This window comes from Allohoeflea poritis, assembly GCF_027889715.1.
GTDB classification, from domain to species: domain Bacteria; phylum Pseudomonadota; class Alphaproteobacteria; order Rhizobiales; family Rhizobiaceae; genus Hoeflea_A; species Hoeflea_A poritis.
Genome location: NZ_JAPJZH010000030.1, coordinates 1 through 23,088 on the forward strand (window position 1 = coordinate 1; position 23,088 = coordinate 23,088).

Consider the following 23,088-nt stretch of genomic DNA (forward strand, 5'->3'; position numbering starts at 1 on the left):
CGACAACCCGTTCGGCACGAGGTTGTAACCCATGTCTCCGGTACAAACCGTTACCTATGTCTCCGGGTCGGACACATGAACGCTGGCGACCCCGGCAGGACTCGAACCTGCAACCTATTGATTAGAAGTCAATTGCTCTATCCAGTTGAGCTACGGGGCCTGTCGCGTCCGCCCTTGCCCGCCCGGAAACGCTTCAGTGCGTCCAGGGCTGGCGGCGGTCGAAGCGGAAATTGTCCGCATAGGCGACTCGTCTTCGCTTCGGATCATGCGGTTCGATCACCCGAAACGCAATTCCATTGCGTTCCGCATAGCTGATGGCTTCCTCGCGCGTCTCGAAGCTCAGCCTGATCTGCTGCTTCATGTCGCTTGACGAGGTGTAGCCCATGATCGGATCGATCGTGCGGGCGATTTCGGGATCGTATTCCAGCACCCAGCGGTGGGTCTTGGCCTTGCCCGACTGCATGGCCGTCTTCGCCGGGCGATAGATTTTTGCGGACATGCCAACAGCTCCCGTTCTGACCGTGCGTTGGTCGGAGCGGCAGGATTCGAACCTGCGACCCTCTGGTCCCAAACCAGATGCGCTACCAGGCTGCGCTACGCTCCGTTCACAACGGCTTGGGGGATACACGCTTCGCCGCCGCCCTGCAATGGTCTTTTTTCCCTCATTGAACCGTGCGTCAGTCTTTGTTCATGCGCGCGATCCGCCAGTTCAGTGCCGCAGCGAAACCAACCCACAGGAGATAGGGAACGAATAGCGCGGCCGCCGCCGGAGAAGCCGGCCAGCTCGTCAGGATGAACGCCACGATGGCGAACCAGAGAAGCGTGATATCGACAAAGGCGACATGCATCCAGCGCCGCCCGAAAAACAGCCACGACCATGCCGCGTTGAGGATCAGCTGCAGAGCCCAGACCAGCAAGGCTGTCGTTCCGCCGCCGGCGCGCCAGAGCAACCAGCCGGCAAGCGCGATCATCAGGTAAAGCGCGCTCCAGGCCACTGGGAACAACCAGTCGGGCGGCGTCCAGGACGGCTTGTGAAGCTGTGCATACCATGTCCCGGGCTTGAACCGCGAACCAGTCCACGCGGCAACGGATACGAGAATGAGGAAAACAACCAGGGCCATTCAAGTCTCCCGCGGCGACAGCCTCAACCGAAACGGCAGGCCGCATCGGCGACCGGCGCATCCGTGACCTGGACGAGAAGGAGCACGGCGGGCTCGTCGCCGATCGTTCCGGACAGGTGGCCCTCGCGGCCGTTCTCGTCGGGTCTGGCAAGCTGGTCCTCGCCGAATGAAACCTCGCCCGGTCCCATCTCGACGCGGGTCCCGTCCATGCTTTCGACGAACCATTTTCCGGACAGCGGAATGATCCATTGCGGCTCCGGATTGCGGTGCCAATCCCCGACCCAGCCCGGCTCCAGGACAAGCAGCGTGATGTCCTTCGGACTGGCCGCCAGCCTCTTGACCCAAATGTTCGGAGAAGGCGGCGCGAAAGCCTGCAGGTCGAATGCTTCGAAGCGGCACTTCGTCTGATGCGTCACGCCGTCCGAATCGGTCCACAGATGCCAGTAGCCGACTGAGGGTTTTTGCTCTGCCGTCATCCTTTCTGCCCTCCGGTTGCCGCACCTTCAGCCGCTTCGATCCGCGGCGCTATTGTCCCTGGATGATCGGGTGCCTGATTTCGTCGCCCGGCTTCAGGCCCATCCGGTCCACATCGCCCGCGTTCAGCTCCAGGACGAACCGCACGGGCTCTTTTGAATTTATGATCTTTTCCGAGAGCGGTTCGGCGTTCCTGTGGATGGTCGCCACGGTTCCGTCCGGCCGGATGAAGATCATGTCGAGCGGGATCAGCGTGTTGCGCATCCACATGGAAACCGGCCGCACATCATCGAAACGAAACAGCATGCCGGCATCGGGCGCCATCCATTCGCGGTGCATCAGCCCGACGGCGCGCTCGCCATTCGTCAGTGCCAGCTCGACCGTATAGTCATACGTTCCACTGTCCGTCGCGACCTGAAGGCGGTCATTTGCGCTGGACACGCCGGCGCTGAAGACGAGAATCAGCAGAGCCAGAAGCAGGCGGGGCCGGACCATGGGCAGGTCGTTAAAGGTTCGAATGGCATTACGCATGCGCGCACGGTGCAACAGCGCGGCGCCGCGCGCAACAGGCAATCACGCATATCGACGGAATCAGTGCGATTTCGGGAAATTGCTGTCGATGTCTGGGTGGATCTCGGCGGCCATGAGTCCCTTTTCACCCTCGCCGAACCGGACCAGCACGACCTGTCCCGGCCTCAATTCCGTCAGGCCGTAGCGGCGCAACGTTTCCATGTGGATGAAAATGTCTTCCGTACCCTCGCCGCGGGTCAGGAAGCCGAAACCCTTCGAGCGGTTGAACCATTTCACGAGGGCGCGCTCAAGCCCGCTGGTCGGTGTCACCTGAACATGGGTACGCACCGGCGGAAGCTGCGAAGGATGAACGGCTGTCGAGGAATCCATCGACAGAATCCGGAATGCCTGATAACCCCGATCGCGCTTCTGGATTTCGCAAACCACACGGGTTCCCTCCAGCGCCGTCTGGTAGCCGTCTCTGCGCAGACATGTCACATGCAGGAGGACGTCGGGCATGCCGTTGTCCGGGACGATAAAGCCGAAACCCTTGGCGACATCGAACCATTTGATGACACCGGAAATCTCGATCAGGTCCACGGCCTCGCCGGACATTGCAGCTTGGGTTGCTTCACCCTTGCGTGGAGATTTGTCCCCCATTCACCCCAGCCTCTCAACTACGCAAACCCAAAAATCAGTTGCTGATTCTTTACACAAGGATAACATTGGTAATGTAAGGTGATGCAAGCCTTAGTTTGACCCCAATTGAAAATCTGCGCCGCCTTGTTTCCGCCGTCCCCTGCCCTATTCTATCGGCGGATTGAAAACCACGGAAAGATCAATGCGTTATCTACATACAATGGTTCGCGTTCACGATGTGGACGCATCTCTGGACTTCTATTGCAACAAACTCGGGCTTGTGGAAATCCGCAGAATCGAAAGCGAAGCGGGTCGTTTCACGCTCATATTTCTGGCCGCGCCGGAAGATACCGAGACCGGCGACAAGCACAGCGCGCCGCTGCTGGAACTGACATACAACTGGGATCCGGAAGACTACCAGGGCGGCCGGAATTTCGGACACCTGGCCTATGAGGTCGACGACATTTACGGGCTTTGCCAATCGCTGATGGACAATGGCGTGACGATCAACCGCCCGCCGCGCGATGGCCACATGGCCTTCATCCGCTCACCGGACGGCATCTCGATCGAGCTGCTGCAGAAAGGCGGAGCGCTCGCCTCGCAAGAGCCCTGGGCATCGATGGAAAACACCGGCAGCTGGTAACGTCGTCGCCTCCGAATACGCAAGGTTGAGACAAGCGTTGTGGCGGATGATGTTTCCGCCGCAATTGCCTTGCCCATCGCACGCGCGGGTTCCCGCGTGTCAGGCCGGCCAAAACCTGCATGCGGCGTATCGGCTGCCGCCACGGCGGTCAGTCGTGCGACACTTTGAGGGGCACCAGCGCCGTGAGGGCTACACGCAAACGCAATCACTCGGTCCTGCCGGCCACTGTCATCGTATTGGCGGCGTTTGCGTTGTCGGGTTGCGTCACTGCGTTGACCGACCCGGTGTTCGGTTCCTCGGCCGAAACTAAAACGGCCGATGAACCTGCGCTTTCGTTCATCAGCGACACAATCGTCCTGGAAACTGCGACGGCAGGTATCGGCGAAAAAATACCACAGGACGGATCCCTGGTCCGTTTCCCGCCGGATTACGTTCCTCGCAAGGCCGTGCCGCCTCAAGCAGACAACACACCACCTTTCAATTCGGCTAATGACGCTTTCAGGGACTGGCCCGGCCTGGGCACAGACAACGACAATGCCGATAGCCCGTCTGGATTGGTCCATGCCTTTGCGGCACCGTCGCGAAAGGCGGGCAACCTGACGCGGCTCTACTCTTCCGGCAGACCGCGAGCGCCGAGACCGATCATCGATCTGGATGGACAGCGACAGGCCGTTCTCGGGCGCGGCGTATTCGCCAACGCTCCGCAGGCATTTGCCGGCAAGCCAAAGGGCGATACGGACCCTCCAGGTGCCCGGCCCGGTTCGCATGCGGGCGGCAATGCGGCGGCAGCCGATCGCTCGCCGCCGGTTCATCTCGCATCCGCAGCCGGCCTGGCGCGGCTCGTACCCAATGGCCTGCGCGTTCAGCATGACGGCGTTCAGACGGCCTGTCTCAAGCCGGGTCTTTTGAGGATACTGGCCGATGTGCAACGCCATTTCGGACGCCAGGTCGTGATTACCTCTGGCTACCGGTCCGCCGAACACCAGCGCCGCATCGGCGGCGTGAGTGGGTCCAGGCACATAACCTGCGAGGCAGCCGACATTCAGGTGCCCGGTATAGACAAGTGGGAACTCGCCACATATCTGCGAAGCATACCGGATCGCGGCGGCGTCGGAACCTACTGCCACACGCGCTCCGTGCACATCGATATCGGCAACAAACGGGACTGGAACTGGGGCTGCAAACGGCCGTGACAACAGCGTAATTCCGCCCGGGAAAACAACGTCATATTTTTTTCAAAAATGCAAAATTCGCGCTTGCGGGAATCCGACGACCTGACTATATAACCCCCACCGCGCGCCCTTCGTCTATCGGCTAGGACGCCAGATTTTCATTCTGGAAAGAGGGGTTCGATTCCCCTAGGGCGTGCCAGTTTTTCTCTTCCCACACAGTTTTATTTGGTGACAAGCAGGCACTCGTGCGCGCGCATCGCTTTGCCGGTCGGAGTGCTCATGTCGGCGGCTGTGCCGCATCGATCACCCGTAACTGGACGCTGCGGCTGCCTCGCCAGTGATTGACTGAAAGCGTGCCGGCGACGTGGAAGCGCCGCCCCCTTCCCTCCATCAGCGCCTTGCCAAGATCCGTGCCCGCCGAGCGGAATGCGATCGCATCCAGCGCCTTGCCGCCGGCATCGGTCAGCCTGAGCTTGACGTGATCGGCACCGACGACGCGCGCGTCGACCAGTTGATGGTCCGGCAGCGCGAAGACCGGTTGCGGGTGGCCGGAGCCGTAGGGACCGGCATGTTCGAGTTGTTCGAGAAGCTCCAGCGTGGCGCCGGACGCGGCCAACGCCCCGTCGACCCTGACACACTGACCGGCGCGAAGCGCCCCGACCGAAACAGCCGCGCGCTCATCGAAAAAAGCCCGCAGCGCGGCCATCGCGTTGCGGTCGACGCTCAGCCCAGCAGCCATCTCATGCCCGCCACCCTTTGTCGCGATGCCCTTTTCGACGGCCTCACGAACCATGCGCCCCAGGTCGAACCCCGCGATGGAGCGTCCCGATCCCGTCCCCTTCCCGGACGGGTCGAACGCGATGGCGAAAGCCGGCCTGCGGAATTTTTCTTTCAAGCGCGCCGCGACGATGCCGACAATGCCGGGGTGCCAGCCTTCGGATTCGGTGACGATGACGGCCGGTCCTTCCCCCTTGCCGATTTCCGCCAGCGCTTCGGCCTCCGCCTGTTCCAGCATCGCGTGCTCCATGGCCTGGCGCTCCTGGTTGAGACGATTGAGCGTCTCGGCGATTTGTTGCGCCTCCACCGCATCGGACAGGGTGAGCAGCCGGCTTCCGAGCGCCGCATCGCCGATCCGCCCGCCCGCATTGATGCGCGGCCCGATCAGGAAACCGAGATGGTAGGGCGTCACGGGCCCATCGACCCCCGCCACCTTCATCAGCGCTGCAAGGCCCGGGTTTCCCATGTGGCGGGCCGCCATCAGCCCTTTCACCACATAGGCGCGGTTGAGACCCTTGAGCGGCACCACGTCGCAAACGGTCGCCAGCGCCACAAGATCGAGCATGGTCAGCAGATCCAGCGACGAGGTCCTGGCATCACCACGCCCGCGCAATTCGCGCAACGTCGCGACCAGCAGGAGGAAGACGAGGCCGGCGGCGCAAAGGTGCCCCTGCCCGGACAGGTCGTCGTCGCGATTCGGATTGACGAGCGCCACGCATGGGGGACGATCTGTCCCGATCTGGTGGTGATCGACGACAAGCACCTCAATGCCGTGTTCCTGCGCGCGTTCCAGCGCCGCGTGGCTTGTCGAGCCGCAATCGACCGTGACGATGAGACCCGCGCCCCGCTTAACCAGTTCGTCCATGGCCGCCGGGTTGGGGCCATAGCCTTCAAAGATACGGTCCGGAATGTAGATTTCGCAATCGGTGTCGAAATGGTCGAGAAACCGCTTCATCAGCGATGAAGCGGCAGCGCCATCGACATCATAGTCGCCGAAAACCGCGACACGGTCGCCGGTGGATATGGCCTCCGCAAGGCGTGAAGCGGCTTTCTCCATGTCCTGCAGGCTCGACGGATCCGGCATCAAATCCCGCAGCGCCGGAGACAGGAAAGTGGCCGCCTCTTCGCCGCCTATGCCTCGTCCGGCAAGAACCCGTGCGATAAGGTCCGGCATGCCATGCGTCTGCGCAATCGCCAGCGCGCGGTTAAGGCCCGCCGGGTCCAGGCGCTGCACCCACCGCTGTCCAGACAATGATTCCTCGACATCAAGGAACGCCGGCTCGCGGCCGGCAGCGCTGACCTCCAAGGCTTTTTCTCCGATTCGGCTCTACACCCTAAGCCAATAGGCCGAATGGCGTAAATCCGGCAACCGGCGCGAGATGGCCGGCCTTTGATCAGTCAAACTTGCCGAGGTCCTGGTGACGGGCCTTGATTTCACGGACCGTGAGCGACGACGAGCGCATGACGACGGTGTGCGTGACGATCGCATCGCGCGTAAACCGAACACCGCCCAGCATGTTGCCGTCGGTCACGCCTGTGGCGGCGAAGACGACATCTCCGCTCGCCATTTCCTCCAGCGAATAGATCTTGGAAGGATCCTCGATTCCCATCGTCCTGGCACGGGCGATCTTTTCCTCCGTATTGAGCTGCAGGCGTCCCTGCATCTGGCCGCCAATGCATCGAAGCGCCGCCGCCGCAAGCACGCCCTCCGGCGCCCCGCCGATGCCCATATAGATGTCGATGCCGGTTTCGTCGGGATTGGTGGTATGGATCACACCGGCGACATCGCCGTCGCCGATCAGCCGTATCGCGGCGCCCGTCGCACGAACTTCCTCGATCATGCGCGCATGACGCGGCCGGTCGAGGATACAGGCGGTAACATCCGGGATGCTGACGCCCTTCGCATCCGCAACGGCCTTTATGTTTTCCGTCGGGCTCGCATTCAGTGTAACGGTTCCATCGGGGAACCCGGGGCCGATCGCAACCTTCTCCATGTAGACATCGGGTGCATAGAGCAGACTGTCCTTCTCCGCCACCGCGATGACCGCCAGTGAATTGGGCAGGTTCTTCGCGCAGATCGTCGTGCCCTCCAGCGGATCCAGAGCGATATCCACCTCCGGACCGTTGCCGGTCCCGACCTCCTCGCCGATATAGAGCATCGGCGCCTCGTCCCGCTCGCCTTCGCCGATGACAACACGGCCATTGATCGGCAGCCGGTTCAATTCCTGGCGCATGGCGTCAACAGCGACCTGGTCCGCCTCCTTTTCGTCGCCGCGTCCGCGGAGTCGTGCGGCCGCAACCGCCGCCCGTTCCGTTACGCGCACGATCTCCAATGTCAGGATACGATCAAGACTGCTTTCCCCGCCGGGCTTACTCGCCATTTATCATGACCTCATTGTTTCGATTGCGGCTCTGATAGCCCGTTGCGCAAGCAATTTGCAACGCCGGCTGGCTGAATATGAAGGCAAAATCACGCTTCCGCGCGATTTGCTCACCGCTAAATCGATTAGTGTTCGACGTGTGCCGCGGGCAAAAAAAAGCAGGCTGCCGGAGCAGCCTGCACGGTCTCAGCGCTCCTTGAGACCGTTATTGCTAAAACTCGTCCCAGTTGTCTTCATCAACGGCCGCATTGCCATGAAACGCATGGCCCCTGGCCAGCGCCGCCTTCGCAGTGTGCGCCGTCGCCGGCTGTGCCACCGCCCGCTGTTCCGAGCGGACGGAACCGAGTTTGAATTGCTGCAACAGCCCGTTCAGTGCAGCGGACTCGGCCTCGAGCGTATGGCTGGCGGCTGTCGCTTCCTCGACCATCGTCGCGTTCTGTTGCGTGCCCTGGTCGATTGTGTTGACCGCCTGGTTGATTTCCTGCAGGCCGTTGGACTGTTCATGCGACGCCTGCACGATGGCTGATACATGATCGGTGACTTCGGCAATCGAGCCGACAATCGACTTCAGTGCCTGGCCGGTTTCCGCAACCAGATCGACGCCGGACTGGACCTGGCTTCCGGACGTCGTGATCAGTTCCTTGATCTCCTTGGCGGCGCTTGCCGAACGCTGTGCGAGTTCCCTGACCTCCTGGGCAACCACGGCAAAGCCCTTTCCGGCCTCTCCAGCCCGCGCCGCCTCGACGCCGGCATTAAGCGCCAGAAGGTTGGTCTGGAATGCGATGTCGTCGATCACGCCGATAATGTTGGCGATCTGATCGGAGGATTTCTTGATGTCGTCCATCGCCGATACCGCATTGTCCACGACAACCCCCGACTTTTCAGCCTCGGCCTGCGTCGTGTCAGCCAGCTTGCCGACTTCCTGGGCCCGCTCCGCCGTGGTTTTCACCGTCGATGTGATCTCTTCGACCGCGGCCGCCGTCTCCTCAACCGACGCCGCCTGCTGCTCCGTCCGCTTGGAAAGCTCGTCCGAGGCAGCCTTGATCTCGGACGCACCGCCCTTGATGGCCACGGCATTGGAGCCGACCTGGCTGAGCGCGCTTTCAAGCTTTTCTACCGAGTGGTTGAAATCCGTGCGCAAACGCTCGAGCGAGGGAATGAACGGTGTGTCGATGCGCAGCTGCAGATCGCCTTCGGCCAGGGCATTCAACCCGCTGCCGATCTCGTTGACGGCGCAAACCCTGCCGGTGATATCGGTCGCGAACTTGACGACCTTCATGACCTTGCCGTTCATGTCGAATATCGGATTGTAGGACGCCTGGATCCAGATTTCCTTGCCGCCCTTGCCGAACCGCTTGAATTCTTCCGAGATCAACTCGCCGTCCGCCAGCCGCTGCCAGAACTGCTGATACTCTGTTGAACGGGCATATTCGGGATCCACGAACATTCGGTGATGCCTGCCGACAATTTCTTCCAGGCCATAGCCCACGGCACCGCAGAAATTCTCGTTCGCGGTCAGAATATTGCCGGCAGGATCAAACTCGATGACCGCCTGTGCCCGCGAGATGGCTTCGATTTTTCCGGCATCTTCAGCGGACTTGAACTTTGCCCCGGTGATGTCGGATGCGAATTTGATGACTTTGTAGGCGCGCCCGCTACGCCCGAGCACCGGATTATATGTCGCCTGGATCCAGATCTCGCTGCCATCCTTGCGATACCGGCAATATTCGCCCGCATCATATTCGCCGCCTTTCAGCCGCAGCCAGAAGTCCTGATATTCTTTTGTCGCTGCTTCTTGCGGATTCACGAATATCCGGTGGTGCTGCCCCACGATTTCGCTGCGATCATAGCCAACCGCGCTGCAAAAGTTCTGGTTGGCATCGAGTATGTTCCCATCGACATCGAACTCGATGATCGCCAGCGATCTGTGAAGCGCGGAAAGAACTGCGGAGGAATCCGATGAAAGAAAGCTCGATTTGCCAAGGCTCATGATGTCACCCCATAGAATTTCGACAGAGTTGGCTTCGACGCGATGGCGCCCTTGTCCGATCCGCAGACAGCTTTGGCTTGAAGCTGGGATTGAATATCAATCACGGCTCACAGCAATTGCCGATACTCTGAAGATAGCTGAAGGATAACCAACCAGTACCTGAAGATTCATCATGAACGCTAATCGCCAACGATCGACTGCATTCGACCGCACCTAACCCAGTGCAAAGCCTAGCTGTATATAGGTAAATGGCTAGTTAATTGGGGTAATATTGTTGGGACCGCGCAAAGCACTACTTACCGATACTTGGCAGTAGAAGAGACGCTTTCAATTTTGGGGTGTACTATTACAAGCGACCGGCGATTATGCGCAACAATCGGAAACCCGCCACCTCCACGAAAAATGCGGATTAGTTGCCGGGCCTCTCGATCCGTATGACTTGCGGCTTGTCGAGGAGGTATCCATCGGACGAAATCGAATCGACTGCCTGGCGAACAGACGCCTCCATGGTCGCATGCGTTACAAGAATCACTGTCTTCTTGTCGCCGTTGCCGTTCTGCGTCGAGCGCTGGACGATCGATTCCAGCGAGATCCCGTTGTCCGACATATGCCTTGCGAGACTGGCGAACACGCCGGTCTTGTCCTCGACAGTGAGGCGGATGAAGTAGCCGCCTTCATGGCTGCGCATGCGTGCCCGCACATAGGGATCAAGATGTGCAGCGGGGCGCCCGAGGACGGGCCCGTGCTGATGGCCGGGCCGGCTCTTGGCAATATCGGCGATATCGCCCATCACCGCAGATGCGGTCGCGTCGCCTCCGGCGCCCGGACCCGACATCATCAATTCGCCCAGAACATCGGCGTCGATCGCAACGGCGTTGGTCACGCCGTCCACCTGGGCGATGACCGAATTCTTCGGCACCATTGTCGGATGGACCCTTTGCTCGATGCCCGAGTCGGTGCGCTGCGCAACCCCGAGCAGCTTGATCCGAAAGCCAAGGTCATCGGCGGCGCGGATGTCCTCGATCGAGATATTTGAGATGCCCTCAAGGTAGATATCGTCGGGCGCGATGCGCGTGCCGAAGGCGATGCTGGTCAGCAACGCCAGCTTGTGCGCCGTATCGTTGCCTTCCACGTCAAAGGTCGGATCGGCTTCCGCATATCCCAGACGCTGCGCTTCCTTGAGGCAATCCTCGAAGGAAAGACCCGCCCGCTCCATTTCGGTGAGGATGTAGTTGCAGGTTCCGTTCAGTATTCCGAAAACGCGCGAGATGCTGTTGCCGGTCAGCGATTCGCGCATCGCCTTGATGACCGGAATGCCGCCGGCCACAGCGGCTTCGAAATTGAGAAGCACGCCGCGCTCCTCGGCAATGCCGGCCAGTTCCACGCCGTGCCGCGCCAGCAGCGCCTTGTTTGCGGTGACCGCGTGGCAGCCGCGCTCCAGAGCCGAGCGCACGGAACTCAGCGCCGGATCGCCCTCCCCGCCGATCAGTTCGACGAAGACATCGATCTCGGCATCGCGCGCCAATGCGACCGGATCGTCGTAAAACTGCGCGCCGGAAAGATCGACGCCACGATCCTTTCCGGGATCGCGCGCGCTGACCGCAACGATATCGATGGGTCTGCCGCAGATGTCGGCCAGCTTGTTGTGGCGGCTGGTCAGGATGCGGGCGAGTGACGCGCCAACGGTTCCGAGGCCCGCAATTCCGATACGGAGGGCATCTGCCATAGTCACACGATCCGATTGTATTGTTGTCACGCCGAAATCACGGCAGTGCCGGCGTGCGAGGGGTTGAATGGTTCCGGCTAGCGCCGCGTGTTCAATTGGACGACGTTTTGCATGCTTTCGTCGCCGGACGCAAGAAAACGTTTGATATTGCGCGCCGCCTGCCGGATGCGGTGCTCGTTCTCGACAAGCGCAATGCGCACATAATCGTCACCATATTCACCGAAGCCGACGCCCGGCGCCACGGCGACATCCGCTTTCTCGATCAGCAGCTTGGAGAACTCCAGCGATCCGATCTCGCGAAAACGTTCCGGCAGCGGGGCCCAGGCAAACATCGTTGCCTGCGGGGCCGGTACGTCCCAGCCTGCATTGGCAAAGGATTCGACCATCACATCACGGCGGCGGCGATAGGTGCCGCGCACCATCTCGATTTCCGATCCGTCGCCATTCAGCGCTGTCGTCGCTGCAACCTGGATCGGCGTGAACGCACCGTAGTCCAGATAGGATTTGACCCGTGACAGCGCCCCTATCAGGCGTTCGTTTCCAACCGCAAAACCCATCCGCCAGCCCGGCATGGAGAAGGTCTTCGACATCGATGTGAATTCCACCGCCACGTCAATGGCCCCTGGAACCTCGAGAACCGATGGCGGCGGCGTATCGCAATAATACAGTTCCGCATAGGCAAGATCGGACAGGATGATGATGTCGTGACGGCGCGCGAAGGCGACCACATCCTTGTAGAAATCCAGATCCGCCACATGCGCGGTCGGGTTGGACGGATAGTTCAGGATCAGCGCCAGCGGTTTCGGGATCGAATGGCGCACCGCCCGTTCCAGCGAATAGAAGAAGCTGTCATCCGGCTCCACGGTCATGGACCGTATGACGCCTCCGGACATGATAAAGCCGAAGGCATGGATCGGATAGGTAGGGTTCGGGCAAAGCACGACATCGCCGGGCGCGGTGATCGCCTGCGCCATGTTGGCAAAGCCTTCCTTTGAGCCCAGTGTCGCGACGATCTGCGTGTCGGGATTGAGCTTCACGCCGAAACGACGCTCATAATAGCGTGCCTGCGCCTTGCGCAGTCCCGGAATGCCCTTCGACGTCGAATAGCGATGCGTGCGCGGATCCTGCACGACCTCGCAAAGCTTGTCGACAATCGACTGCGGCGTGGGAAGATCCGGGTTGCCCATGCCGAGATCGATGATGTCCGCTCCGTCCGCTCGCGCGCTCGCCTTCAGGCGGTTGACCTGTTCAAAGACATAGGGCGGCAGGCGGCGGACTTTGTGAAACTCTTCCATGACATTCTCGATCAGATTGAACGGCAGTGCCGGCTTATGCGCCCATTATGGCACAAATTGCAACATCGTGCTTTTCAGGGCCTATTCGTTCTCGATCTCGTCCTTCGTTTCGATACCGTGCGTTTCAGCAATCTTTTTCAATTCATTGTAGCGCGCATTGTAGGCCGTGGAGGCGCCGCCCCTGCCCCGCGCGGCCTTGATGGACTCCATTTCCGCCCGGATCGCGCTCTTGTCTTCTTCGCTCAATTGTTCGGTGGCGCCTTTTGGCATCACCGCAAAAGTCGGAAACGCCTCATTACGCAGCGCGCCCTCGGTGACGAAACTGTTGTCCCGCACCGGCTGTTCGGCCTGATTGATCGTAGCTTCTTCGCCCGCCTGCTTCGAATTGTCACCCGTCTCCGCCAGCGGATCCGTGTTATCGGGCGTGAAGGCAGAAGGCGGCGCGGCGTCCTCGAGATTGGCCGAAACACATCCGGCAAGAATCACAAGTGGGAGCATGAGCGCCGCTGAGGCGACCCCGAAGCCTTTTATTACGGGCTTTTTCGACACGTGCATTGATCCGTTTTGTTCCAAAGTACACCATTCGGCAGTGATTTGTGTGTATTATATTATTGTCCTAATTGCAGAATAAAGATGTCGGCCGGATCAACGACCGCCGATAACGCAGAAAGCCGGCTCCGGGGAGGTATAAGTGGCACAGAAGAAGGACCGCACGCGCCGCGGAAATTCGAACAGCGGGACCGCGGCCAGGAAACAGGTCGCCAAGACCGCCAAACGGGATGAAGCAAAGGCCGTAAAGCGAGCTGTGAAGCCCCGCGTCGCGAAGCCCAAGCCCGCCGCGCCGCAATCCGCAAAAGGCCAGTCTGCCCGGCCACAGGCCACCCGGAAACCGGAAGCCGCCAGGGAAACGGCGCCACCCGGAAACAAGGCCGGGAACGGGACGGACGTCACCGGCCTTTCGGCGATCGAACCATTCGTCGTCAAAGATCCCGAAGCCATGGCCCGAAACATGGCGCATGTCGTCGAAGAACTCGGGCGCGCGGCCTCAGCCTGGGTCTCTCCCAGAGAGAGCGGCGAGAAGAAGGACAGCGTAGCCGGTCCTGCGACCGACATGGTCAAGACATTCACCAAGCTCTCCGAATACTGGATTTCGGACCCCAAACGCGCCCTCGAAGCACAGACGCATCTGTTGACCAGCTATTTCGACATCTGGTCGAATTCCGTACGCAAAATGTCCGGCGAGAAGGCTGAGGATCCGGCCGCCAGCCATCTTGGCGACAGACGGTTTTCCGACGAAGACTGGCAGAACAATGCATTCTTCAGCTTCCTGCGCCAGGCGTATTGGGTAACGGCCGATTGGGCCGACAAGCTCGTAAAGGACGCCGATGGGCTGGACGAGCACACGCGCCACAAGGCGCAGTTCTACGTCAAACAGCTGACGAGTGCGCTTTCGCCCACCAACTTCGTTCTTACCAACCCTGAAGTCTACAAGGAAACGGTTGCCCAAAGTGGCGAGAACCTTGTGCGCGGCATGCGCATGCTGGCTGAAGACATCGAGGCCGGCCGCGGCGATTTACGCCTGCGCCAGTCCGATTACAATAAATTCGCCGTCGGCGAGAATCTGGCGATGACGCCCGGCAAGGTGATTGCGCAGAGCGATATCTGCCAGGTGATCCAGTATGAACCCGAGACCGAAACGGTTCTGAAAAGACCGCTGCTGATCTGCCCGCCCTGGATCAACAAGTTCTATATTCTCGATCTCAATCCGCAGAAATCCTTCATCCGCTGGGCCGTCGAACAGGGCCATACCGTGTTTGTCATCTCATGGGTCAATCCGGACGAGCGCCACGCCGACAAGGACTGGGAGGCCTATGCCCGAGAGGGAATAGGATTTGCCGTCGACACGGTCGAGAAAGTCACCGGCGAGAAGAAAATCAACGCTATCGGCTATTGCGTCGGCGGAACGCTGCTGGCAGCGACGCTGGCGCTGCTGGCCAAGGAGGGCGATGATCGCATCGCATCGGCAACTTTCTTCACCACACAGGTCGATTTCGTCAACGCCGGAGACCTGATGGTCTTCGCCGACGCTGAGAACATCGACTCCATAGAAGCCAATATGAAGGAGCACGGCTATCTCGACGGCTCCAAAATGGCGACCGCCTTCAACATGCTGCGCGCCTCGGAACTGATCTGGCCCTATGTGGTCAATAACTATCTGAAGGGCAAGGAGCCGATGCCCTTCGACCTGCTCTACTGGAACTCGGACGCGACGCGCATGCCCGCGGCCAACCATTCCTACTATCTGCGCAACTGCTATCTGGAGAACAATCTCTCCAACGATCGCATGGTGCTGGGCGGCAAGAAGGTCTCGCTGAAGGATGTGACGATCCCGGTCTACAATCTGGCGACCCGTGAGGACCACATCGCTCCGGCCAAGTCGGTCTTCATCGGCTGCCGCTCGTTCGGCGGCAAGGTGACCTATGTCATGGCCGGCTCAGGCCACATCGCCGGCGTGGTCAATCCGCCCGACAAGAAGAAGTATCAATACTGGACAGGCGGCAAGCCGGTCGGCGATTTCGACGCCTGGGCAGAAAAGGCCAAGGAGCACCCCGGTTCCTGGTGGCCGCACTGGGATGCCTGGATCCGCAAACAGGACGACGAAGAGGTGGACGCGCGCCAGCCCGGCGGCGGCAAGCTCAACGCCATCGAGGACGCGCCCGGAAGTTTCGTCAGGGTTCGCGTCTGAACGGTTCCGCTTTGGCTCCCCATATACTATGAGGAGCCATGAAATTCCCGAATCCGCTTATTCCCGCCACGCTGGTCAAGCGCTACAAGCGCTTTCTTTTCGATGCCGAACTGGCGGACGGCAGCGCCATCACCGGCTCGTGCCCCAATACCGGCTCGATGCTTGGCCTGACAGCGCCTGGTTCGCGCATCTGGCTGTCAGAGCACGACAGTCCGACGCGCAAATACCGCCACGCCCTGGAACTGGTCGAGGCGGACGGAACCACCGTCGGCATCAATACCGGCCTGCCGAACAAGATCGTCGAGGAAGCCATCGCCGGCGGCCAGGTCGGGCCGCTGAACGGTTACGCGGACATGCGGCGCGAGCAGAAATACGGCAAGAGCTCCCGCATCGACTTGCTCTTGACGGATGACGACCGTCCGCCTGCCTATGTTGAGGTCAAGAATGTGCATTTCATCCGCACACCAGGCCTTGCGGAGTTTCCCGACAGCCCGACCGCACGCGGCGCCAAACATCTGGACGAATTGGGCGATATGGTCGAGGCCGGGTGCCGTGCCGTGATGGTCTATCTCATCCAACGTCAGGATTGCGAAACATTGAAAATCTGCCGCGATCTCGATAGCAATTACGGTGCGGCATTTGACAGGGCAATCGCGCGCGGGGTTGAAGCCATCGCCATGCGGTGCCACATCACGCCGCAGGAAATCCGTTTCGACCGGCTTATTCCGGTCGATGAACCGGGATTGTGAGGACAAAGTGGTCAGTTACATCGAAGCCATCGCAGCGCCCAAGAAGAACAACGGTCAAGTCAAGCTGCATGGTCCGGACGGTTTTGCCGGCATGCGCAAGGCCGGCCAGTTGACGGCACGTTGTCTCGACGAACTGGTTTCCATGGTCGAACCGGGCGTGACCACCGCGTCGATCGACAGGTTCGTCTTCGAATTCGGCATGGATCACGGCGCTGTTCCCGCGACACTGAACTATCGCGGCTATACCCATTCCTGCTGCACATCGGTCAATCATGTGGTCTGTCACGGATTTCCGGGCGACAAGCCGCTGCGCGAAGGCGATATCGTCAATATCGACGTGACCTACGTACTCGACGGCTGGCACGGCGATTCCAGCCGCATGTATCCGGTCGGCCAGATCAAGCGGGCGGCGCAAAGGCTGATGGAAGTCACCCATGAATCGCTGATGCGCGGCATCGCCGCGGTCAGGCCGGGCACGCGGACCGGCGCGATCGGCGAAGCAATCCAGAGATATGCGGAAGGCGAGCGCTGTTCGGTCGTTCGCGACTTCTGCGGCCATGGCCTCGGCCAGCTCTTTCACGACGTGCCGAACATCCTGCACTATGGGCGCGCCCATGAGGGTGTGGAACTGCGCGAGGGCATGATTTTCACCATCGAGCCGATGATCAATCTCGGCAAACCGCATGTCAAAGTGCTGTCTGACGGCTGGACCGCGGTCACCCGTGACCGCTCGCTGACAGCCCAGTACGAACACTCCGTTGGCGTAACGGCTGATGGCTGCGAGATCTTCACGCTTTCACCCGCCGGGCTGTTCGCGCCCGGGCTCGAGCTATCCGAGAAATAGGAGAGAGCCCTGGCCGAACCCGCTGACAGTGCCCGGCACAAGGGTCACCGGGATCGGCTGCGGCAGCGTTTCCAGAGCGCCGGCCCGGAGGCGCTGGCCGATTACGAGCTTCTCGAACTGCTGCTCTTCAGGCTGATCCCGCGACGTGACACCAAACCGGTCGCCAAGGCGCTACTGGAAAAATTCGGCTCCTTGGCCGAAGTCCTCGGCGCGCCCGAAACCCTTTTGCGAGAGGTGCCCGGTATCGGCGAGACCGTGGCTTCCGACCTGAAGGTTATCGCCGCCCTCACCCAGCGCATGCTGCAGACACGCATCCTCGATCAGCCGGTCCTGGCTTCCTGGTCCGCCGTGGTGGATTATTGCAAGGCGGCGATGGCATTCGAGCGCCGGGAGCAGTTCCGCATCCTCTTTCTGGACAAGAAGAACAAGCTGATCGCCGACGAGGTTCAGCAGAGCGGCACGGTCGACCACACGCCGGTCTACCCGCGCGAGGTGGTGCGCCGCGCATTGGAGCTTTCCGCCACGGCCATCATCCTGGTGCACAACCACCCCTCCGGCGATCCGACACCGTCGCGCGCCGATGTGGAAATGACCCATCGCATCATCGAGGCAGCGGCGCCGCTCGACATAATCATCCACGACCACATCATTATCGGCCGTGGCGGCCATGCCAGCCTCAAAGGCTTGTCGCTTATCGAATAGCTTATATATTGATTGACTTATCTTCAATATAATACTGTTTTTATTTAATAATAAGAAAAAAGCACGTGCGAATACCAATTGAATGAAGGCCGTTGAAACGACGCTCCAGCCTCTTGCCGAATTTAGCCTGGCCGGGCGTTGCGCACGCCATATTCCACAAAAGCCTGTCCGGTCCGCTTGCCGCATACTTGCCAAGACGACAAAGTTTGTGTGTTGTGGTTGCAACAAATTTTCGTGACGCTGCATGATACGAAGATTTTTATTATTGCTGAGCGTTCTGGCCGTTGGAGCAATCGTCTTGCTGATTGCCGTCCAGCCGGCTTGGCTCGTGCCCTCGGACGTTTCGTTCAGCGTGTCCGGGCATTCCTACGAACGGTTTCAAACTCTTGACGAACCTGTGCTTGAGCTTTCCGTAACAGCCGAGACGCCTCACCCGTCACTTACCGCAACCCTCCATCTGTTTGGCGCACCGGTTGAACAGATCTCTCTGGACAAGCCGGATGCAGGATTCCGCCCGGTGCTCCTGCCGCTCGGCAGTTCAACGGCGGGAATAGAAATCCAGCGAAATATCGGCCCGTTCTCAACAAGCCGATGGCACGAACTTCGTTTCCGCACACGCAGCAGCACGCCGACCAAAATAAAACTGAAGGTCCCGAAGCGGATTTGGACCAGCAGACTTCCGGTCGCCGGAAAGGCACCGCCGAGTGTTCAGATCGGCATTAAGATCGATGGGCAGCGAGCGACGGTGCTGCGGAAAGACTGGTGGCGGGACCGTGAGAGTCCCGCCGACTATCTCCACTCAGACGAGGCCGGACGGTTCTCAGGCGCTGTTTTGCTCCCGGGTCCGGGACATTATCGCTTGTCTGCCTCCATTGAGGATTTGCTTACGGACATCGCAGGTGAGACTGCGGAGCAGACGGTCGAATTTGCCACCGAACTGCCCCCGATCACCAAGCGAAAATTGACCATTGTCCTGGGACGCAACGAGGTCCGCTACCAGCTCCGGGCTACGCTGCCGGCCCATGATCCGCGTGCCGCGGCGGTGCTACGGGGAGACGGCTCCGCTGCAGCGTTCATCCGGTCCGTACACGGAACGATTCTGTTTGACGGCACCTCCTATTCGAGCGTTCAGGTGACTCCGCTGACCATTAATGCCCGCAACAATTCCGTCGAGATTTTGCAGGAAAGGTCGGGTCTGCCGATATCGGTATTCGAGGATGGAAAGCTGGGCATTTCGCGGTCATGGGAAAACAGCACTCCGGTCGCGCGGGACGAGATCGAGATCAGGGCGGAGTTTCCGAAGCTGACTGGCTACTTTCCAGCTCCGACTCGCGCAAGGGACAATATAATCGTCTGGAGAGCCGTCGATGAAGCGTTACCCCGCGATCTGACCGTCTTCGTCGATGCAACACGTTCCCAACCGGACCTTTGGGCCGTAGGGCCGCGCAATGTCGTTCCTCGATATCTCGTCGGATTCGTCCAAGACGGATTGGCGATCATTCCGTTGCTCTGGTTTCTGGCCATCATCAGACACCGGTTTGCGAACCGCCCGGCTGCCCATCGCACTGCGTTGAGACGGATCACGCTTCTACTCGGCGCCTTCGTCGTTTTTGGCACAATGGCCAATATGCCCTTCGATCTGTCCCGCGAATTGTCGCAACTTGCGAGCGCGATGCTGGGTGAGGCGGTATTCGATTTTCCCGTCAGGCTGCGCGAGCTCTCCCTGACCCTGACCTACATCATTCTTTTTCTTCTTTTCGGGATCTGGTGGTTCTTCACGGGCATGAGGGGCATTGTTGCGGAAGCCGCGACCGATATTCGCGCGATCCTGCTGAAGGCGACCGTGTGGGGGCTGCTCTACAATATCCTGTGGGTGGTCGCCGGCAATCGCTACGATCTCACCGGCGTGGTGGAAGCCGGTCTCGTTTACGGACCCTGGATCGCAGCTTTTCTGGTCTGCGCCTTGATCGGCTATTTCTTGATCGACCGCCTGTGGTCAACCGCAAGGCTGGTCTCCGGACTGCAGCCGAGAATAGGACCCGGCCTTGTCCTCCTGACTGTCATCGTGCTGCTCATCCTGGGAAGGCCCGGAACATTTCTGTACGACCCGACTTTTGATTCAGTAAACAGCCCTTTCTATGATGCCGTCTTCACGGTTCTGCGTTTCGTCAACCAGCTCGGATCGCTGGCCCCCATTTTGGCGGCATTCCTGATCTGCGCGACACTGCTGAACAAAAGCTACTACGACGGCAGGAAAACCCGCTTTGCGCTTGCGATGCTGCTTTTTGCCGGGACGCTGGCGGGGATGGGTCAAGTCTGGATCGTGGTTCCGGTATCCTTCCTGTTGGCGTTGCTGATTTTCCCGCAATTCGTCCTCATCCGCAAAGAGCGGATTTTGCTGCTCAAGCGATATGGCAACGAGATCATATCGAAACGCGACGACTATCTGACAATCGAATTCGACCATGCGAAACAATTTGTGCCGTCGGCAAGCTGGTTCGGCCTCGGATTGTTCGGTCTGAATGCGGAGGACAAGCAGAAGAAGCGGGAGTACGTTCCATTGAAGGCGACAATCGACGGCGGGGCGAAGGTCCCTCTGGCCGAACTCGCTTTTGCATTCGGGCAATCGGACAAGCCCTTTGAAAATGCAGTCGCGGCGCTTCGCGTCGGCGCCTGGGGAGCCTTGTTCTTTGTCCTCATATACGCTGTTCCGTCCTTTTCCGCGACGGATCACGGCGACCACTTTCCTTATCTTTCAGCCCTTTCCCGTGTTGTGTCGGTCGGTGGATACTGGATGATCGCAGCGTTCTTCTTTGGATATTTCTACGATCTGATCCGCGGCGCGGCAGGCTGGAAAAAGGGTATGGTCCTCGCCCTTGGCATCACGCTGGCGCGGGAACCGCTGGCCATCCTCGCGGCCCAATCAGCAGCCGACTACGCGGCCATCGGGATCAGCGTCATACAGCGCTTCGCATTTTTCCTGTTCATCGGCCTGCTCGCGTTCGACATTCGAACCTTCCGGGCGGCGGCGGGAAAGAACATCGACTGGCGGCTCTTCCCGCTCGTCGCGGGATTGTCGGTTGTGGAGGCGGTCGTTTCGGTGGCGATCGCGGGTGCCGGCGTGGCCGCGACCACCACCTTTACCGGGCAGCTGACAACGGTGCTGGGTCAGGTCGCTACCGAGTTGATCCCAACAACCGACCAGGGCACCACACCCCCGCGGGACCTGAGGTAGCGCCGTCTGCCGGCGCAGCCGGCGATGACGGTGTCTATGACCGTTAGGGCGAGACTTATTTCATCCGCCTCGGCCGAATCTGTCGAAAACAAAATAAGGCCGCTGCGGGAGCGGCCTTTTGTCAATTGCTGAGGGCTGCGCCTATTCGGCGTCGGCTTCCTTCTTGGCTGGCGCCTTCTTTTTCGCCGGTGCCTTTTTGGCCGCTGCCTTTTTCTTGGGTGCGGCTTTCTTCTTCGCCGGTTTTGCCTCGGCGGCCGCTTCTTCCTCGTCATCGGCCATCAGCTCTTCCTTGCTGACGGTCTGATCGGTGACGTTTGCCTCGCCGACAATATAGTCGATGACCTTTTCCTCGAAGATCGGTGCGCGCAGCTGGGCAACGGCATCCGGTGTCTTCTGGAAATACTCCATGATCTGCTGTTCCTGACCCGGATACTGACGCACCTGGTCGTAAACCGCACGCTGCATTTCCTCATCGGTCACGCTGATTTCAGCCTTCTCGCCGATCTGGGACAGCACAAGGCCGAGGCGAACGCGACGTTCGGCCAGTTTACGGTAATCCTCGCGGGCAGCTTCCTCGGTCGTATCCTCATCCTCGAAGCTCTTGCCCGACTGCTCCAGGTCCTGGGTGATCTGGCCCCAGATATTGTTGAACTCGACATCGAGCAGGCCTTCCGGCGTGTCGAACTTGTACTCCTCGTCGAGCGCATCGAGAATCTGCCGCTTGATCTTCTGACGGGTGAACTGGCCGTACTGGCTTTCGATCTGTTCGCGCACGACCTCGCGCAGCCGTTCCGCCGATTCAAGGCCGAGCGTCTTGGCAAGTTCGTCGTCGATCACCAGTTCGCCGGGCGCGGCGACTTCCTTGACCGTGACGTCGAACGTCGCTTCCTTGCCGGCAAGATGGGCTGCCTGGTAGTCCTCGGGGAACGTGACGGTGATGGTTTTTTCGTCGCCCGCCTTCACACCGACCAGTTGTTCCTCGAAGCCCGGAATGAACGTGCCCGAGCCAAGGGTCAGATTGGCATCGTTGTCGGCGCCGCCGTCAAACGGCTCGCCGTCCACCTTGCCGACATAGTCCATGGTGACCCGATCGCCAGCGGCGGCCTTGCCCTTCTTGGTCTCGAAGCTGCGCGCGCTCTCGGCAACGCGCTTGACCTGATCCTCGACCTCCTCGTCGCTGATATCGACGACCTGGCGGTTGAGCTTGATCTTGGAAACGTCGCCGACCTGGAATTCCGGGATCACCTCGTAGGACATCGAAAACTCGAAATCCGCCTTGGCGTCCAGGATCTCGTTCGCTTCGGCCTCATCTTCGGTCATGGTGATCTGCGGACGCGTGGCCGATTTCTCGCCGCGCTCGGAGAGGATCTCGGTCGGCTTTTCGTTGATCATCTCATTGACCAGCTCGGCCATGATGGATTTGCCGTAGACCTTGCGCAGATGGGCGATCGGAACCTTGCCGGGACGGAACCCGTTGAGACGGACCTTGTCCTTGGCATCGACCAGACGCTCATTCATCCGCGTTTCCATGTCCTTGGCCGGAACCACGACCTTGATTTCGCGCTTCAGTCCTTCAGACAGCGTTTCTGTAACCTGCATTTTCCAACCTTCAATTTCATGGCCGCCGCAACCGGCCTGGATGGCGGCCGGTGCGATGCCCTTTTGCCTGCCGAGTACGGCAGTGGTTTGTCGAGGCGCCAATGCCGGGGCAATTGCGACACGGCGCCATTGAATTTATTGACTTTTTCCGCATTGCAGTTCTCGGACTGGAGGATCCGGGCGCGCATATTGCGGTTGCCGCCAACGGGCGTTCGCCGGGCAATAGCAAATTGGTTGCAAGCCCGCAACGTTAATCCGCCGCCCGGCTGGCCCGCAGCGCAGAATTTTGACACCACCGAATTGGCCACGGAAACACCATAACTTGGCGATTCGTCGTATGCAGTGGCGAGTCATGGCTGAGCAGTTGACCCTTAATCAGCGGGCCTGAACCCTGCCCGTTCAACCGAACTCTAGGTCTAATCGACATTCAGGATTCATTTTTGGTTTGATGTGTGATTCATGGGTATCCAGATTCGATTGTCTGG

At 60.0% G+C, this 23,088-nt stretch carries 20 protein-coding genes and 3 tRNA genes; 8 read left to right on the forward strand and 15 right to left on the reverse strand.

Translation table 11 applies throughout. The annotated features are described in order from the left end of the window. Positions 1-83 precede the first annotated feature (83 nt). The 7 genes from OOZ53_RS25485 to OOZ53_RS25515 all read right to left on the reverse strand — a co-directional run bounded on the left by OOZ53_RS25485 (position 84) and on the right by OOZ53_RS25515 (position 2,765). Positions 84-160: transfer RNA gene (locus OOZ53_RS25485), tRNA-Arg, on the reverse strand. Between the two features lie 33 nt (positions 161-193). Further along, positions 194-499, reverse strand: coding sequence for an ETC complex I subunit (locus OOZ53_RS25490; protein ID WP_271092613.1), 306 nt, complete (start codon positions 497-499; stop codon positions 194-196). Between the two features lie 28 nt (positions 500-527). Further along, positions 528-604, reverse strand: a tRNA-Pro gene (locus OOZ53_RS25495). Between the two features lie 73 nt (positions 605-677). Continuing rightward, on the reverse strand, positions 678-1,121 hold the full coding sequence (locus tag OOZ53_RS25500) for a TspO/MBR family protein (RefSeq protein ID WP_271092614.1): 444 nt from the start codon (positions 1,119-1,121) through the stop codon (positions 678-680). Between the two features lie 23 nt (positions 1,122-1,144). After that, a complete protein-coding gene (locus OOZ53_RS25505) occupies positions 1,145-1,597 on the reverse strand; it encodes a cupin domain-containing protein (protein ID WP_271092615.1) in 453 nt (150 codons plus the stop codon). A gap of 49 nt (positions 1,598-1,646) precedes the next feature. Then, positions 1,647-2,090 carry a DUF192 domain-containing protein gene (locus OOZ53_RS25510; RefSeq protein ID WP_271092616.1) on the reverse strand — a complete coding sequence of 148 codons (444 nt, stop codon included), beginning with the start codon at positions 2,088-2,090 and terminating at the stop codon, positions 1,647-1,649. Between the two features lie 96 nt (positions 2,091-2,186). Then, positions 2,187-2,765, reverse strand: a complete 579-nt coding sequence (locus tag OOZ53_RS25515; RefSeq protein ID WP_271092617.1) for a cold-shock protein — start codon at positions 2,763-2,765, stop codon at positions 2,187-2,189. Between the two features lie 181 nt (positions 2,766-2,946). Here OOZ53_RS25515 and OOZ53_RS25520 point away from each other — a divergent pair, with 181 nt between their 5' ends. The 3 genes from OOZ53_RS25520 (at position 2,947) to OOZ53_RS25530 (ending at position 4,758) form a co-directional block, all read left to right on the forward strand. Further along, on the forward strand, positions 2,947-3,387 hold the full coding sequence (locus OOZ53_RS25520) for a VOC family protein (protein ID WP_271092618.1): 441 nt from the start codon (positions 2,947-2,949) through the stop codon (positions 3,385-3,387). A 182-nt stretch (positions 3,388-3,569) separates the two neighbouring features. Beyond that, a complete protein-coding gene (locus OOZ53_RS25525; RefSeq protein WP_271092619.1) occupies positions 3,570-4,580 on the forward strand; it encodes a YcbK family protein in 1,011 nt (336 codons plus the stop codon). Positions 4,581-4,683: 103 nt separating this feature from the next. Then, positions 4,684-4,758: transfer RNA gene (locus OOZ53_RS25530), tRNA-Glu, on the forward strand. Positions 4,759-4,836: 78 nt separating this feature from the next. On the opposite strand, the gene recJ is transcribed toward OOZ53_RS25530, so the two are convergent. The 6 genes from recJ to OOZ53_RS25560 form a co-directional block, all read right to left on the reverse strand. Beyond that, positions 4,837-6,642 (reverse strand): single-stranded-DNA-specific exonuclease RecJ, encoded by a 1,806-nt coding sequence (recJ, locus tag OOZ53_RS25535; RefSeq protein WP_271092620.1) that lies wholly within the window; start codon positions 6,640-6,642, stop codon positions 4,837-4,839. An 88-nt stretch (positions 6,643-6,730) separates the two neighbouring features. After that, positions 6,731-7,717 (reverse strand): class II fructose-bisphosphatase, encoded by a 987-nt coding sequence (glpX, locus tag OOZ53_RS25540; RefSeq protein WP_271092621.1) that lies wholly within the window; start codon positions 7,715-7,717, stop codon positions 6,731-6,733. Positions 7,718-7,928: 211 nt separating this feature from the next. Further along, the gene (locus tag OOZ53_RS25545) at positions 7,929-9,707 is read right to left on the reverse strand and encodes a methyl-accepting chemotaxis protein (protein ID WP_271092622.1); all 1,779 of its coding nucleotides are present in this window, start codon (positions 9,705-9,707) and stop codon (positions 7,929-7,931) included. Between the two features lie 409 nt (positions 9,708-10,116). After that, the gene (locus OOZ53_RS25550) at positions 10,117-11,433 is read right to left on the reverse strand and encodes a homoserine dehydrogenase (RefSeq protein ID WP_271092623.1); all 1,317 of its coding nucleotides are present in this window, start codon (positions 11,431-11,433) and stop codon (positions 10,117-10,119) included. Positions 11,434-11,510: 77 nt separating this feature from the next. After that, positions 11,511-12,740, reverse strand: coding sequence for an LL-diaminopimelate aminotransferase (locus OOZ53_RS25555; protein ID WP_425499242.1), 1,230 nt, complete (start codon positions 12,738-12,740; stop codon positions 11,511-11,513). Between the two features lie 69 nt (positions 12,741-12,809). Then, positions 12,810-13,226 carry a hypothetical protein gene (locus tag OOZ53_RS25560; protein ID WP_271092625.1) on the reverse strand — a complete coding sequence of 139 codons (417 nt, stop codon included), beginning with the start codon at positions 13,224-13,226 and terminating at the stop codon, positions 12,810-12,812. A 466-nt stretch (positions 13,227-13,692) separates the two neighbouring features. Between OOZ53_RS25560 and OOZ53_RS25565 the strand changes: the two genes are divergently transcribed. The 5 genes from OOZ53_RS25565 (at position 13,693) to OOZ53_RS25585 (ending at position 21,004) form a co-directional block, all read left to right on the forward strand. After that, a complete protein-coding gene (locus tag OOZ53_RS25565) occupies positions 13,693-15,474 on the forward strand; it encodes a PHA/PHB synthase family protein (RefSeq protein WP_271092631.1) in 1,782 nt (593 codons plus the stop codon). Between the two features lie 38 nt (positions 15,475-15,512). After that, complete coding sequence (gene sfsA, locus OOZ53_RS25570; RefSeq protein ID WP_271092626.1) at positions 15,513-16,223, forward strand: DNA/RNA nuclease SfsA; 711 nt, start codon at positions 15,513-15,515, stop codon at positions 16,221-16,223. Positions 16,224-16,230: 7 nt separating this feature from the next. Then, positions 16,231-17,067, forward strand: a complete 837-nt coding sequence (gene map / locus OOZ53_RS25575) for a type I methionyl aminopeptidase (RefSeq protein ID WP_271092627.1) — start codon at positions 16,231-16,233, stop codon at positions 17,065-17,067. 9 nt (positions 17,068-17,076) lie between these two features. Beyond that, complete coding sequence (radC, locus tag OOZ53_RS25580; RefSeq protein ID WP_271092632.1) at positions 17,077-17,769, forward strand: RadC family protein; 693 nt, start codon at positions 17,077-17,079, stop codon at positions 17,767-17,769. A gap of 859 nt (positions 17,770-18,628) precedes the next feature. Then, a complete protein-coding gene (locus OOZ53_RS25585; RefSeq protein ID WP_271092628.1) occupies positions 18,629-21,004 on the forward strand; it encodes a hypothetical protein in 2,376 nt (791 codons plus the stop codon). Between the two features lie 141 nt (positions 21,005-21,145). Here the strand turns inward: OOZ53_RS25585 and tig are convergent, their stop codons facing one another. Next, positions 21,146-22,603, reverse strand: coding sequence for a trigger factor (tig, locus tag OOZ53_RS25590; RefSeq protein ID WP_271092629.1), 1,458 nt, complete (start codon positions 22,601-22,603; stop codon positions 21,146-21,148). Further along, positions 22,570-22,911 carry a hypothetical protein gene (locus OOZ53_RS25595; protein ID WP_271092630.1) on the reverse strand — a complete coding sequence of 114 codons (342 nt, stop codon included), beginning with the start codon at positions 22,909-22,911 and terminating at the stop codon, positions 22,570-22,572. The genes tig and OOZ53_RS25595 overlap by 34 nt, the downstream gene beginning before the upstream one ends. Positions 22,912-23,088 lie beyond the last annotated feature (177 nt).